This window comes from Subtercola vilae (assembly GCF_004923255.1).
Classification (GTDB): domain Bacteria; phylum Actinomycetota; class Actinomycetes; order Actinomycetales; family Microbacteriaceae; genus Subtercola; species Subtercola vilae.
The window spans coordinates 43,438-56,459 of sequence record NZ_QYRT01000004.1; the positions used below are offsets into that span (position 1 = coordinate 43,438).

General features: G+C 66.7%; 14 protein-coding genes. 7 read left to right on the forward strand and 7 right to left on the reverse strand.

From position 1 onward, the window contains the following. The first annotated feature begins 21 nt into the window (after positions 1-21). A complete protein-coding gene (locus tag D4765_RS02850; protein WP_136640714.1) occupies positions 22-669 on the forward strand; it encodes a Pr6Pr family membrane protein in 648 nt (215 codons plus the stop codon). 17 nt (positions 670-686) lie between these two features. Here the strand turns inward: D4765_RS02850 and D4765_RS02855 are convergent, their stop codons facing one another. The 3 genes from D4765_RS02855 to D4765_RS02865 form a co-directional block, all read right to left on the reverse strand. Next, positions 687-1,553 (reverse strand): NAD(P)-dependent oxidoreductase, encoded by an 867-nt coding sequence (locus D4765_RS02855; RefSeq protein ID WP_136640715.1) that lies wholly within the window; start codon positions 1,551-1,553, stop codon positions 687-689. Positions 1,554-1,644: 91 nt separating this feature from the next. Beyond that, on the reverse strand, positions 1,645-2,082 hold the full coding sequence (locus tag D4765_RS02860) for an HhH-GDP family DNA glycosylase (RefSeq protein WP_136640716.1): 438 nt from the start codon (positions 2,080-2,082) through the stop codon (positions 1,645-1,647). Positions 2,083-2,288: 206 nt separating this feature from the next. Further along, the gene (locus D4765_RS02865; RefSeq protein WP_136640717.1) at positions 2,289-2,654 is read right to left on the reverse strand and encodes a VOC family protein; all 366 of its coding nucleotides are present in this window, start codon (positions 2,652-2,654) and stop codon (positions 2,289-2,291) included. 52 nt (positions 2,655-2,706) lie between these two features. On the opposite strand from D4765_RS02865, the gene D4765_RS02870 reads away from it, so the two are divergent. Together D4765_RS02870 and D4765_RS02875 are read left to right on the forward strand one after the other, a co-directional pair. Beyond that, entirely contained in the window at positions 2,707-3,063 is a 357-nt protein-coding gene (locus tag D4765_RS02870) for a hypothetical protein (protein WP_136640718.1), read from the forward strand. Between the two features lie 90 nt (positions 3,064-3,153). Beyond that, positions 3,154-3,747, forward strand: a complete 594-nt coding sequence (locus D4765_RS02875) for an RNase H family protein (protein WP_136640719.1) — start codon at positions 3,154-3,156, stop codon at positions 3,745-3,747. Here the strand turns inward: D4765_RS02875 and D4765_RS02880 are convergent. Then, positions 3,744-4,400, reverse strand: a complete 657-nt coding sequence (locus D4765_RS02880; protein ID WP_136640720.1) for a TetR/AcrR family transcriptional regulator — start codon at positions 4,398-4,400, stop codon at positions 3,744-3,746. The genes D4765_RS02875 and D4765_RS02880 overlap by 4 nt on opposite strands. Positions 4,401-4,589: 189 nt before the next feature. Continuing rightward, positions 4,590-5,369 (reverse strand): SDR family NAD(P)-dependent oxidoreductase, encoded by a 780-nt coding sequence (locus D4765_RS02885; RefSeq protein WP_136640721.1) that lies wholly within the window; start codon positions 5,367-5,369, stop codon positions 4,590-4,592. A 101-nt stretch (positions 5,370-5,470) separates the two neighbouring features. Between D4765_RS02885 and D4765_RS02890 the strand changes: the two genes are divergently transcribed. Further along, positions 5,471-6,340, forward strand: a complete 870-nt coding sequence (locus tag D4765_RS02890) for a helix-turn-helix transcriptional regulator (protein ID WP_136640722.1) — start codon at positions 5,471-5,473, stop codon at positions 6,338-6,340. Between the two features lie 11 nt (positions 6,341-6,351). Here D4765_RS02890 and D4765_RS02895 read toward each other — a convergent pair whose 3' ends face one another. Next, positions 6,352-8,634: a transketolase-like TK C-terminal-containing protein gene (locus D4765_RS02895; RefSeq protein ID WP_237280231.1), complete on the reverse strand. Its 2,283-nt coding sequence runs from the start codon at positions 8,632-8,634 to the stop codon at positions 6,352-6,354. A gap of 193 nt (positions 8,635-8,827) precedes the next feature. Between D4765_RS02895 and D4765_RS02900 the strand changes: the two genes are divergently transcribed. Beyond that, entirely contained in the window at positions 8,828-9,346 is a 519-nt protein-coding gene (locus D4765_RS02900) for an Lrp/AsnC family transcriptional regulator (RefSeq protein ID WP_136640724.1), read from the forward strand. Here D4765_RS02900 and D4765_RS02905 read toward each other — a convergent pair. Further along, positions 9,295-10,233 carry an undecaprenyl-diphosphate phosphatase gene (locus tag D4765_RS02905; RefSeq protein ID WP_136640725.1) on the reverse strand — a complete coding sequence of 313 codons (939 nt, stop codon included), beginning with the start codon at positions 10,231-10,233 and terminating at the stop codon, positions 9,295-9,297. The genes D4765_RS02900 and D4765_RS02905 overlap by 52 nt on opposite strands. Positions 10,234-10,514: 281 nt before the next feature. Here D4765_RS02905 and D4765_RS02910 point away from each other — a divergent pair, with 281 nt between their 5' ends. Beyond that, positions 10,515-11,549 (forward strand): LacI family DNA-binding transcriptional regulator, encoded by a 1,035-nt coding sequence (locus D4765_RS02910; RefSeq protein WP_136640726.1) that lies wholly within the window; start codon positions 10,515-10,517, stop codon positions 11,547-11,549. Between the two features lie 153 nt (positions 11,550-11,702). Then, the gene (locus D4765_RS02915) at positions 11,703-12,977 is read left to right on the forward strand and encodes an ABC transporter substrate-binding protein (RefSeq protein ID WP_136640727.1); all 1,275 of its coding nucleotides are present in this window, start codon (positions 11,703-11,705) and stop codon (positions 12,975-12,977) included. The last annotated feature ends 45 nt before the right edge of the window (positions 12,978-13,022 follow it).

Here is a 13,022-nt window from a genome sequence, read left to right on the forward strand (position 1 = left end):
CCTCGGCGTCGAATACCCACCATGAACAGACGCGCAGTCGGAGCAGTGCGGCTCCTGGTGGGGCTCGGCCTGCTGGCCACCATCGTGATTCAGATCGCCGATCGTGTGGTGCACAACGCCTTCGACCCGTGGGAGTACTTCAGCTACTTCACCATCGAAACCAGTCTGTTCAACATCGTGGTGCTGGTCGTCGGGGGCGTCATGGCGCTGAGGCTCGCCCGCGACACCACGCTGTACACGACCGTGCGCATGGCCACTCTCACCTACGCCATCGTCACCGCGGCGGTCTACAACCTGCTGCTGCGTGGGGCTCCCTCGCCCGGCTTCCAGGGGCTCAGCTGGCCCAACGAGATCGTGCACGTCTGGGTGCCGATCATCATCGTGCTCGACTGGCTACTCTCGCCCGGGCGGCCGGCGCTGCGCTGGCGCACTCTCTGGGTGGTCGTGACCTACCCGATCGCGTGGGCCGTCTACACGTTCGTTCGCGCTGCCGCGAGTGGCGGCACCATCTACCCGTACCCGTTTCTCAACCCCGCCAACGGCGGCTGGGGCAGCGTCATCGGCTACATCGTGGGCCTCACCGCATTTCTCGTCGGCCTCGGCGCGCTGGCGGTCGGGTACGGCCGGGGCCGCTCTCGTGCGGCGGAGCGGGCCCGGCTACGGGCGTGAGTCGCCCCCACTTCGTACTACGGGCGGAAGGCCGTCACGACCGCCGCGATGTCGTCTGACCCGTGCCCGAGCGAACTCGCCCGCCCGAACAGCCCGGCGAGGGCCTGCAACATCTCGGTCGGAGCCTCGGAGCCCGAACGGGCATCCTGAACCGCCTCGAGCATCAGCCCCAGATCTTTCGCCAGCCCATCTACCGCGAACGACGCTGTGAAGTCGTCGTCGATCATCATGCCGCCCTTGAGCTGCGCGTAGGGCGTGTTCGAGGGGCCGCCGTCGATCGCGTGCAGAAAGAGGGCCGGGTCGACTCCGAGCAGCCGGCACATCTCGACCGACTGCGCCGTGGCCGCGGTCAGCGACGCCACCCACGCGTTGCACGCCAGCTTCAGCGCGCTCGCACTGCCGGGTGCGTCGCCCACCTCCACCGTCTTCGAGCCGATCGCGTCGAGCACGGGCGCCAGGCTCCGGATGCTCGCCGCCTCCCCCGACACCAGAACCACGAGCGTGCCCTCGTCGGCCGGTTTCTTCGTTCCCACCACCGGGGCGTCGACCATGCTCACCCCGTGCTCGGCCGCACGTGCCTGGAGCCGGCCCACCCCCGCCACCCCCACCGTTGCGCACTGCATCCAGACGGCATCCGGGGCCGTGTTCGCCAGAAACTCGACCGCCACCTCGGTCACGGCGGCTTCGTCGAACAGCATCGTGAGCACCACGTCGGCCTCACGAACCGCGTCTGACACAGACTCGGCGACCGTCGCGCCGTCGCTCTCGAGGGGTTTCGCCTTCTCGCTGTGGCGGTTCCAGACCGTCACGTCGATTCCCGCCCGCAGCAGCGAGCGGGCCATTCCGGCGCCCATCGTTCCGGTTCCGAGTAGTGCGACCTTCATGGTGTTCTCCCTGTTGTTCGGTTGTTCGGTTGTTCGTCATGCTTCTCGCCGGGCTTCGCCGGCACCGCTGGTCACGCCTTCGCGCTGCCGGTCACGCCGTAGCGCTGCCGATCACACTGTCGGGTACCTCCCGCAGAAAGATGTCTGCCGTCTTCGGGCCCACACCCTTCCGCTCCAACATCGTCGCTTTCAGCTCCGCCCGCGACCCGGCCCGCTTCACCAGCTGGCTCACTGACCCGTGCTCGGACTTCACCCGGTGCATCACCTCGTGCAACTCATCTGTCATCACGTAGTCGATGCGCGCGTAGTGCCCCTCATCGAGCAGCGCCCGCAGCCCCTCGCGGTCGTACTCCGCGAACCGCCCCGGGCTCGTCAGCCCGTGCTTCACCAGCACCCGCCACGTCGCGGCCGACACCTCCTGCTGCACCGGCCGCCCAAACAGCAGGCTCGCCAGAAACCACCCGTACAGGTCTTTCGCCCGTCCCGAATCCGGTTTCAACCCCAAATCGCCTGCCGTCATGTTCGCCACTGCGGCCTCCTCTTCGTCACATTGCTCTCTCAATCGAGTCAACGCTTTCTTCACCGACCTCGTCTACCGCTTGACTCGCAACTGTCGGGCTGTTGTTGCGCTCATACCAGAACTTCGGATGCTCGATCGCGCACCACGTTCGTTGTCTCCGGTGTGCGAGATGAAGACCTCGTCTCCCTGAAAACACTGGCCTCCAGGGGCAAACGCTAGTCGGCGGGCCTGACGAGGCAGAACGGGTGGCCAGCGGGGTCGAGGTACGCGCGAAACGTCGTGTCGCCGGCACCGGTGAGCGTAGCGCCAATGGCGAGAACCTGTTGCTCGCCCACGTCGAGGTCGTCGACCTTCACGTCGAGGTGTAACTGCTGCGGAACATCCTGACCCGGCCACTGGGGCGCCCGATACCCGTCGGCCCGCTGAAAGGCGAGGAACGGCCGAGCGTCACCGGGCGGCACGATCTCGCACCAGTCGGCGTCGCGCGACACCGTCTGCATTCCGAGCAGCTCGGCGTAGAAGTCGGCCAGGCGCTCGGGGTCGGGGCAGTCGACAACAACAACGTCCAGTGTTCCGATCATGCCAAAAAGCTAGGGCTTCGGCGGGCGGGATGCAAGCGGGTAACTTTGAAGGATGCCCGGCCGATGGTTTCGACGAAGCACGCCACCCGCGAGCGTGCCCGAATACTGCGCCACGATCGTCCTGTACCAAGCCATCTCGAAGCTCGACGCCCTGGCCGTGATCTCGCTGGCCGTCGACGCGCCGGTCGAGAACGCGAAGCTCGGCATGCCGAGAATCGCCCTGGCCGACGGCGCGTGGGTCGAGGTCGAGCTGCCGAAGTTCGGCGAACCGCCGCCGCTCGCCCTCGACGTGTACAGCACAGTGAGCACCGACCAGGCTCGGCTTCAGGCCCTGACACTCATTGCAGCGCTGCGGCGGCAGACGGCTTGGGATCTTCGCCCCGACTTCGGCGCGCACGACGACGACTGAGGCGCCGAAGCACTGGCGCATGCGGCAGACGCACTGCCGCACGGGCACCCGAATCAGAGCACTCGGCCCGGCACCGGTACCCTTGGGGCAATGACTATCACCGCATCAGCCGACGGTTCTGCCCTCGGCAACCCCGGGCCCGCCGGCTGGGCCTGGTACATCGACGACTCGACCTGGGGCGCCGGCGGCTGGCCGCACGGCACGAACAACATGGGCGAACTGAAGGCAGTGCTCGAGCTGTTTCGCGCCACCGCACACGTCGACGACGACCTGCACATTCTCTGCGACAGCCAGTATGTGATCAACACGATCACCAAGTGGATGCCCGGCTGGAAGCGCAAGGGGTGGCGAAAGGGTGACGGCAAACCGGTCATGAACCTCGACCTGATCAAAGAGATCGACGACGCCATCGTGGGCCGTCGCTACCGCTTCGAGTGGGTCAAGGGCCACGTCGGTCACACCCTGAACGAGGCAGCGGATGTTCGTGCCCGCGGTGCCGCGGAAGCCTACGCCAAGGGCCGCACCCCCGACACTGGCCCAGGCTACCCGGGAGGCGCCCCGCGCATCGACGGTTCCGCGGCTTCCGCGTCTTCTGAAGCAGCCCCGGCCACACTGGCGGCGCGACCGGTGTCTGCACCACAGGCATCAGCCAGCCAGAGGCCAGCACACGACACTCTCTTCTAAGCCCGCTCGGCGCCTCTTCGCAGCCCCGCGAGGAGCAGCTGCACGAGGCGACGCGCGTCGTAGCCGGGGTCGTGCTCGGCTCCCGCGCAGAGGTTCCCGATGCCGCGCATCAGCTGATACGCGGTGACGCCAGGCTGGCTCTCGCCGGCGGCGACCGACGCCGAGAGCAGGTCGGCGCAGACCGGCACGAGCCTGTCGATGAAGTACGCGTGCAGAGAGTCGAAACCGTCGCGATCTGATCGCAGCGCAGCCGCGAGCCCGTGCTTTGTCACGAGAAAGTCGACGAAGAGGTCGACCCACCGGGCGAGCGCCTCGGAGGGCGACCCGCACGACGCGAGCAGAGCCGGCCCGGCCTCAGCGCAGGCTTCGACCTGGTGCCGGTACACGGCCACGACGAGGTCAGCGCGGGTGGGGAAGTGCCGGTAGATCGTTCCGACACCCACCCCGGCCGCCGCCGCAATCTCGCGTACGGGCGCATCGACGCCCGCGCTCACGAACACCGAGGCTGCGGCGTCGAGCAGGGTCTGCTCGTTGCGTCGCGCATCGGCACGCCTCGACCGCGCGGGCAGCGCGGGCAGCGGCGCCGGGGCGTGCGTCGGCAGCACCGACGCCAGCTGCTCTGACGCCACCCCACCCTCGTCGTCAACTGTCATGGCTGGCCCTTCACGTAAAGCCGATTGCACCACGGAATCACGTTCCGTATCGTCACTAGCGGATCATGGTTCCGCTTGTACATGATCGCACACCCGGCGCGCGAGCGCGAAAACGCGAAAGTGCGGTAGCCACCCGCGTCAGGCAGAGCGCGGGCGGCACAATCGTCGCCTCCTGCGCCTCACCACCGCTCAGAAGCGCGCGACACCCGCCCGGTCCATGAACGTGCCCGTCGGGCCGGCTCCCCCGCGTGTCGCCAGGTCGACAACCGCGTCGGTGCCCTCTTCGACTGTCTGCAGACCGTTGTTTCCGTTCAGATCGGTCGCCGTGTAGCCCGGGTCTGCCGCATTGATGCGCATCTCGGGGAACGCCTTTGCGTACTGCACCGTCAGCATCGTCACGGCCGACTTCGACGACTGGTACAGCGGAGCGATGATGTTCGACTCGAGCCGCTGCGGGTCGAGCACGGCGTCGAACGACCCCATGCCGCTCGACACGTTGACAATCGTGGGGGCATCGGATGCCCGCAGCAGCGGCAGCATTGCATGCGTAACCCGCACAATACTCACCACATTGGTGCCGAACACCAGCTCGGCGTCGGCCGCCGTCAGCTCGTCGATCGCGCGGCGCGGGCCCGTGATGCCAGCGTTGTTCACGAGCACGTCGAGCCCACCTGCCGCCCCGATGGTCTCGGCGGCCGCAGCCACCGACGCGTCGCTCGTCACATCGAGCTGCACGAACCGGCCGCCCAGCGCCTCGGCCGCGGCCCGGCCGCGCGCCTCGTCGCGAGCGCCCATCCAGACGGTGTGCCCCGCCGCGATGAGGCGGCGTGCGGTTTCGTAGCCGAGGCCCTTGTTGGCCCCGGTGATCAGTGTGGTCGGGTGCTGCGCTGTGGTCGGGCCGGGTGTTGTGGTCGCGCCGCGTGCTGTGGTCGCGTTCGGCACTGCCGCCGCGTCAGGTGTTGTAGTCATGGCTCGAGTCTGCTGCCCGCAGGCCGCAGTGTCGTGGCCCGGCCGAACAGGAGGACTCGCGGTACCACCCAGAATGGGCCCCACGCTGGCAGACTGGGCAGATGCAGGATGCTCAGCACGGCGATCTCGCGGCCCTCCTCCGCTCCTGGCGCGATCGTCTCTCGCCGATCGACGTGGGGCTGCCCGCGGGCGACTCCCGCCGGGCATCCGGTCTGCGACGGGAAGAACTCGCCGCGCTGGCAGGATTGAGCGTCGACTACGTGGTTCGCCTCGAGCAGGGCCGCGCCCGCCGCCCGTCGGCGCAGGTCGCCGCCTCTCTCGCCCGGGCCCTGCAGCTGAGCGACACCGAGCGCGACCACCTCTTCGTGGTGGCGGGGCTGCTGCCGCCGTCGCCGCGTGAGGTTCCGTCGCACATTCCGCCCGGGGTGCAGCGCCTGGTGGCGCGGCTGGGCGAATCACCGCTGGCCGTATTCACGGCCTCGTGGGACCTCATCACCTGGAGCCCGCTCTGGGCGGCGCTGCTCGGCGAACCCGTGAGGCCCGCTGGCGGCGGGCGGCCGAACCTGATTCGCTCGCTGTTCACGGGCGCCGCCCTGCACGACGGCGAGGCAGCGATCGTGAGCCGGTCGGGCAGCGTCGATGCGTTCGGAGCGTCTCTCGTGGCAGATCTCCGCCGGGTGCACGGCCAGTACCCCGATGACCGCGGGGTCGACGCGCTCGTCACCGAGCTGACAGCAGCGAACGACACCTTTCGGGAGCTCTGGCAGAGCGGGGCGGTTGGCGAACACCAGTCAGAACGAAAAGTGGTGCACAGCGCGCTCGTCGGCGATGTAGAACTCGACTGCGATGTGTTCAGCGTGGCCGGAACCGACCTGCGCATCGTCGCGTACACCGCCGCGACCGGCTCGGAAGCTGCGGCGCAACTCGACTTCCTGCGCGTGTCGGCGGTGGCCGCACTGCCGGTGGCCTGAGCCACTCGGCCTCAGGCGACCACGTCGAGCGCCGCCCGCACGATGCTGTCGGTATCGATGCCGTGATACCGGTACACCTCGTCGATCGCCCCGGCCTGGCCGAAACCGCTCACCCCGAGGTTGCGACTCTTCACCTGGTTCACCGAGGCGAGAAACGCGAGGGTGTGCGGATGCCCGTCGAGCACGGTCACCATGGGCGCAGCCTTCTCGCGGGGCAGTATCTGGTCGAGAATCCAGGTCTCGGCCGAGCCCTGTCCGTTTCGACCCTGCAGCGCTTCGTAGAGCAGCCCGGGGCTCGTGACACACAGCACATCGACGGGCGTGCCAAGCATTTCGAGACGATCGGCGGCCGCCAGGGCATCCGGAACCAGCGCGCCCATGGTCACGATCGTCACCGCGGGATGCAGCGCCGCTCGCAGTAGGTACCCGCCGGCCACGACCTGCCGGCGACGACGCTCGCGCGCAGCGGGGTCGGTGGGAATCGAGGCCAGCTGCTGATCGACCGGCTTCGTCGACAGCCGGAGGTAGGCCGACGTACCGCCCTCGCGGCCCATCTGGGCCATCGCGGCAAGAAGGGTCCACTCGACGTCGAGCGCGAACGCGGGTTCGTAGCTGATGCAGTTCGGCTGCTCGAGGCCGATCGAGGGGGTCTTGATCGACTGGTGGGCACCGCCCTCGGGGGCGAGTGTCACGCCAGAGGGCGTGCCGACGAGAATCGACTGGCCGCCGGCGTAGATGCCGTATGACCACGGTTCGAGCGCGCGCTCGACGAACGGGTCGTAGAGCACCCCGATGGGGAAGAGCGGCTGGCCCCAGCGACTCCACGTGGCGCCGAGCTCACCGATCAGGCTCACGAGGTTCACCTCGGCGATGCCCAGTTCGATGTGCTGGCCGGTGGGCTTCTCGCGCCAGTGCATGATGGTCTCGGCATCGTCGCTGAACCAGTCCTGGCGCTCTTCGGTCGACCAGACACCCACCTTGTTCACCCAGCCGGCCAGGTTCGTGCTCGAGCTGACGTCGGGGCTCACTGTGACCACGCGGCGTGCAGCCTCGGGCGCCGCGCGGGTGAGGTCGAGCAGCGCGCGGCCGAGGGCGGCCTGCGTCGTAGCGGTGCCCGCCGGTGTGCGGCCGAAGTCGGCGGGCACGGCTGGCGGCAGTACCGCTTCGATGGGGTCGCGGTGCAGCCGCTCGGCGGTCGAAGCGCAGAGCACTCCCCCGGCCGAGCCCGCCGCGAATCGCTGCCACGGGTGAGCGGCATCTTCGCCGAGCTGCTCGGCGAGCGCCCGGTACTGCTCGACGCTCAGCAGCGACGAGTGGTTCTGCGGGTGCCCCTCTGTCGGCAGCCCGTACCCCTTGATCGTGTAGGCGATGATGACGGTCGGCCGGGTGTCGTCGATCTCCGCGTACGCCTGCTGCAGCGCGGCGAGGTCGTGCCCGCCGAGGTTGCGGATCGCCGCCAGCAGCGTCTCGTCGTCGATCGTGGCCAACAGATCGGCAATCGATTGCCGGGCCGACCCCGTGCCCGGCAGGCGGTCGCGCAGCTCGTCGGCGGCGCAGCGCAGCAGACGCTGGTACTCGGGGTTCGGCATCGCAACGATGCGGTCGCGAAGGGCTGGGCCACCGTCGCGGTCGAACAGGCCCTCGAGCAGACTGCCGAAGCGAACGGCGATCACCTGCCAGCCGGCGGCCTCGAACATCCGCTGAATCTTGCCGGCAGCACTGTTCGGCACCACCCGGTCGAGCGACTGTCTGTTGAGGTCGACAATCCAGACGATCTCGCCCAGCTCGGCCACGCTCGAATCGAGCACCGCCTCCCAGATGGCCCCTTCGTCGAGTTCGGCGTCGCCGACCAGCGAGTACTGGCGCCCGCGGCTGGGCGTGCCCGTGATCGTCTCGGTGTATCTGCGCGAGATAGCGCCCCAGATCGGCGCCGTCGCCCCGATGCCCACCGACCCCGTCGAGTAGTCGACCGGGTCTGGGTCTTTCGCCCGGCTCGGGTAGCTCTGCAGCCCGCCGAACTGCCGCAGTGTGGTGAGGTATTTCTCATCGAGGCTGCCCAGCAGATAGTTGATGGCATGCAGCACCGGCGAGGCATGCGGCTTGACCGAGACACGGTCTTCGGCGCGCAGCTGACCGAACCAGAGTGACGTCATGATCGTGTTGATCGAGGCGCTCGATGCCTGGTGCCCGCCCACCTTGATGCCTGAGGTGTTCTCGCGCACCCGGTTGGCATGATGGATGATCGAGGTCGACAACCACAGCACCCGCCGTTCGATCGCGGCCAACGTAGCCAGGCGCGACTCGCCGCCCGCATCGTCGAGGCGGGCGCGATTCTCGTTGAGCGTGCTGTGTTCCACCGGGCTTCCTTAGGTCAGAGGAGTGACGCACCGAGTCGACCACAGATGACGCTCTCTGCGCAATCGACGTGACCTAAACTAAGCAGGATGCTCACCTGAACCCAAGCCGGCCCCGAAGAAAGTGATCACAATGCCACGAAAACGCCAGGCCGACCAGGTCGACGCAGCCATTCTGCAGCGGCTGGTCGCCGACCCCGACGTCACCAACCTGGCCATCGCCGCCTCGACAGGGCTTGCCCGCAACACGGTTCGGGCCCGCCTCGACCGCTACACCGCCGAGGGCGCGCTGCGCTCGTTCGAGAGGCGCATCGACCCGGCATTTCTCGGCTACCCGCTGCGCGCCTACGTGGTCACCCGCGTCACCCAGCGCAAACTCGACCGTGTCGGGGCCGCCCTCGCCACCGTGCCCGAGGTGCTCGAGGTGCACGGCCTCACCGGCGTGAGCGACCTGCTCGTGCACGTCGTCGCTCGCGACGCCGACGATCTGTACCGCATCACCGGCCACATTCTCAGCATCGACGGCGTGAAGCGCACCAATACCGGCCTGGTCATGCGCGAACTGGTGGGCTACCGCATCGCCCAGCTCATTGACCCGCCTCAGCGAACCGCGAAGAACACGATGCAGAACAGTCCGCCGACGACGCTGTAGACAGCGAACGGAACGAGGGTGCGCGAGCGAAAATAGCGGTCGAGAAACCTGACCGCTATGAAGGCGCTGACGAACGCCGCCGCGCTGCCGGCGAGCACCTGGCCCTGAATGCCCTGCCCGAGGGGCCCGAACAGGTCGGGCAGTTTCAGCACTCCGGCGGCGAGGATGACCGGGGTTGCGAGCAGAAACGAGAACCGTGCCGCCTCGCGGTTGCTGAGCCCGGCCGCCATGCCGCCGACCATCGAAATGCCCGAACGGCTGATCCCTGGCAGCAGCGCGAGGATCTGCGAGGCACCCACCGCGATCGCGCGCGGAAAACTGAGGGAGCTGACCGCGGCATCCACTTGTGCGTCGTCGTCATCGGGCTCGACCGAGCCGATGGCCGCGTGGGCACCGACAGTGACCACCGCTCTCGGCGTGCGGGCGCGGCTGCGCCGACCGAACCGTTCGCTGAGCAGCAGTACAAACCCGTTCACCGTGAGAAAGATCGCGGCGATCATGGGAACACCGAGTACGCTCCGAAAGACGTGGTCGAGCAGCAGGCCCGCTATCGCGACCGGAATCGTGGCGATGATCAGCAGCCACGCCAGGCGCTCCGGTGCCGTACTGATGCGTCGGTACCTGATCGACGTGACCAGCCCCACCACGATGCGCGCCCAGTCCTTGCGAAAGAACACGATCAACGCGAGGGCGGTCGCGACGTGCAGCCCCACAATGAACGCGAGGTATGGCGAATCGGGCGCAGAAACGTTCATGTCGGTCGCCCACGAACCACCCACGATCGCCGGGATCAGAATGGAGTGTCCCAGACTTGAGATCGGGAACAACTCGGAGATGCCCTGGATGACGCCCATGACGATCGCTTCCAGGTACGTCAGTTGGCTCATACTGCCACGCTACGCACACCGTGCACTCGGCCGCGTCATCCGAGCGAGTGACCCTCGTACACACATGTAATGATCCGTCGGGCGATTCACGCCAGGTGCGGCACTCGGCAGGCCCCGAGCTGCGCAAATCGGGGCTTCAGTCAGTGGGCACCCGCAGCGCCACGCACTTTCGCCCAGCCGTTGCCCTCATTAGGCACGCCCGTTTCAGCGCGGCTGAGTGGTGACGCTTTACTCAGTTCCGCTAGGTTTTTCTCAACACAATTTGTCAGTGGGGTGCTCGGATGGCGTGGTCGAATCGTCCGGCGGCGACGATGCAAGACGTGGCGGCCCGGGCTGGGGTGTCTGTCAAGACGGTTTCGAACGTCTTGTCGGGCTACGAGCATGTGTCGGCGAAGATGCGAACCAGGGTCATGGCAGCGGTCGACGAACTGAGTTACGAGATCAATATTGCGGCCCGCAACCTGCGCGTGGGCCGAACCCACGTCATCGGCCTCGCGATACCCGAACTCAGCCAGGCGTACTTCGCCGAGCTGGCGGACGCGGTGATCAGGGCCGCCGGCCAACGAGGCTACACGGTATTGATCGAGCAGACGGTCAGAGAAGACTCCACCGAGATCAGTGCCGTCTCGAACATGCGCAAACACTCGATCGACGGATTGATCTACAGCCCGCTCACGCTCGCCCCGGCAGACGTGACTCAGCTCAACGTAGACTTTCCGGTGGTCGTTCTCGGTGAGCGTGTGCACGGCAGCCAAGCAGACCACGTGACCATGTCGAATGCTGCCGCGACGCGCGCAGCGACGACTCACGTGCTGGAGCTCGGCCGTCGACGCATCGCCGTTCTCGGCGTTCAGCCGGATGGGCCCGTCGGCACCGCCGCCTCGCGGCTGCAGGGCTACGAAGACGCCCTGACGAGCTATGGCATCGAACCAGACCCGAAGCTGTTCGCGGCCGCATCTCTCTGGCATCGAAGGAACGGCGTCGAGGCGACAGAACGGTTGATCGCGACGGGCGCGACATTCGATGCCATCGTCTGCTTCAACGACGCCCTCGCCCTCGGCGCATTGCGGGCGTTGAAGCACAACGGTTTGAGAGTGCCCGAAGACGTCTCTGTTGTCGGTTTCGACGACATCGAAGACAGTTCGTATTCCACGCCGTCGCTGAGCACGATCTCCCCCCGGCGCGACGAGATCGCTCAGGAGGCGGTCGCGCTACTCGTCGAGCGAATCGAAGGCACGGCGCCCAGCACCGCAGCGCGCGAGGTCGTGACGGGGTTCGCCCTGATCGTTCGGGAATCAACACTCGTTCCCTTCTGAACGGGCACGACTCAGTCGTAAAACAATCTCGAAGATGACTCTTGACAGAGTTCGATGGCTGCCGTAATTTCAAACTTACATCGATGTAAATTTGTACGAACCCATTCGAATCGCCCCTAAACAGAGACGTTAGAGGCAGTAAGTAGGTATTCAGTGAAGAAGCTGATCAGCGTCGCGGCAACGGCTGCCGTGGTCGCCATCGCACTCTCGGGTTGCTCCGGCTCGGCGGGTTCCTCGTCAGACCAGGCCAACGGAAAAGTCGCTCTGACGTTCTGGCACGGCTACACCGAGGCAGACGGCGGTGTGCTCGACAGCATCGTCAACGATTTCAACGCCTCGCAGAGCAACATCACCATTTCGACGCAGACCAAGACATGGTCTGTCATCGACGACACGCTGCTGCCGGCCCTGTCATCGAAGAATGGCCCTGACATCGTTGCCATGACCTCCGACCGACTGCCCGTGTACGCACAGAAGAAGGCATTGGTCAATCTCGACGACTTCTACGCCCAGGATTCCAGCAACACCAAGGCGCTGAAGCCCGAAGCGGTGAACATGGAGACCGTCAGCGGCAAGAAGTACGGCGTTCCGAGCGGTTTCGTGCCCCTGTCTGTCATCTACAACAAGACGCTCTTCGCCCAGGCCGGCATCACCACGTTCCCCACCACGTGGGATCAGTGGGTCGCTGACGCGAAGAAGCTGACGGTCGATTCCAACGGCGACGGAACACCCGAACAGTACGGCCTCGCGCTGCCAGACCACGCAACCGTGGGCAACGGAATCTGGCCGAGCCTGTTCGAAGGCAACGGCGGCTCGGTCACGAGTTCCGACGGAACCCAGGCCACCGTCAACTCGCAGGCCAACATCGACACTCTCACCTACTGGGCTGGTGCCATTCAGAAGGACAAAATCTCGCCGACCGGTCTTGACGGCATCGGGGCAGACAAACTCTTCACCGCCGGCAAGGCAGCCATGGAGGTCGGAGGCCCCTGGATGGCAGGAGTCGCGACCACGTCGAACATCGACTACGGCCTTGCCGCAATTCCGGCCGGCCCGAAGGCGCAAGTCGCCTCGGCAATCGGCATCTCACTGGCTGTGACGGCGCAGACCGACGCCACGAAGCAGGTGGCGGCCGAGAAGTTTCTCGCCTACTTCAACGACAAGACAACCGCCGTAAAATGGTCGCTCGGCTCGGGCTGGCCACCGCTTCGCACCGACATCTCGTCGGCTGACGTCAACTCGAACGCAACCGTCGCCAGCCTGACCGAGATCGCGCCCAACACCGTGGCACTTCTGCCCGGAGTGGTCGACAGCGCCGACGTTCTGACCGCGGTTGACACCGCCACCCAGAAGGCCGTTGCCGGTGGTGACCCGAAGCAGCTCCTCGATGATGCCCAGACGAGCATCCAGCAGGCCTTGAAGGGTTAGAGCTCGCGCCCCAACTGTCACGTGGGGGCCCAACGGGGCCCCCAC

Excerpts from the sequence above, each read along its gene's own strand:
- D4765_RS02850 (WP_136640714.1), top strand. The coding sequence starts at position 22 with ATGAACAGACGCGCAGTCGGAGCAGTGCGGCTCCTGGTGGGGCTCGGC.
- D4765_RS02855 (WP_136640715.1), bottom strand. The coding sequence starts at position 1,553 with ATGAAGGTCGCACTACTCGGAACCGGAACGATGGGCGCCGGAATGGCC.
- D4765_RS02865 (WP_136640717.1), bottom strand. The coding sequence starts at position 2,654 with ATGATCGGAACACTGGACGTTGTTGTTGTCGACTGCCCCGACCCCGAG.
- D4765_RS02870 (WP_136640718.1), top strand. The coding sequence starts at position 2,707 with ATGCCCGGCCGATGGTTTCGACGAAGCACGCCACCCGCGAGCGTGCCC.
- D4765_RS02875 (WP_136640719.1), top strand. The coding sequence starts at position 3,154 with ATGACTATCACCGCATCAGCCGACGGTTCTGCCCTCGGCAACCCCGGG.
- D4765_RS02880 (WP_136640720.1), bottom strand. The coding sequence starts at position 4,400 with ATGACAGTTGACGACGAGGGTGGGGTGGCGTCAGAGCAGCTGGCGTCG.
- D4765_RS02885 (WP_136640721.1), bottom strand. The coding sequence starts at position 5,369 with ATGACTACAACACCTGACGCGGCGGCAGTGCCGAACGCGACCACAGCA.
- D4765_RS02890 (WP_136640722.1), top strand. The coding sequence starts at position 5,471 with ATGCAGGATGCTCAGCACGGCGATCTCGCGGCCCTCCTCCGCTCCTGG.
- D4765_RS02900 (WP_136640724.1), top strand. The coding sequence starts at position 8,828 with ATGCCACGAAAACGCCAGGCCGACCAGGTCGACGCAGCCATTCTGCAG.
- D4765_RS02905 (WP_136640725.1), bottom strand. The coding sequence starts at position 10,233 with ATGAGCCAACTGACGTACCTGGAAGCGATCGTCATGGGCGTCATCCAG.
- D4765_RS02910 (WP_136640726.1), top strand. The coding sequence starts at position 10,515 with ATGGCGTGGTCGAATCGTCCGGCGGCGACGATGCAAGACGTGGCGGCC.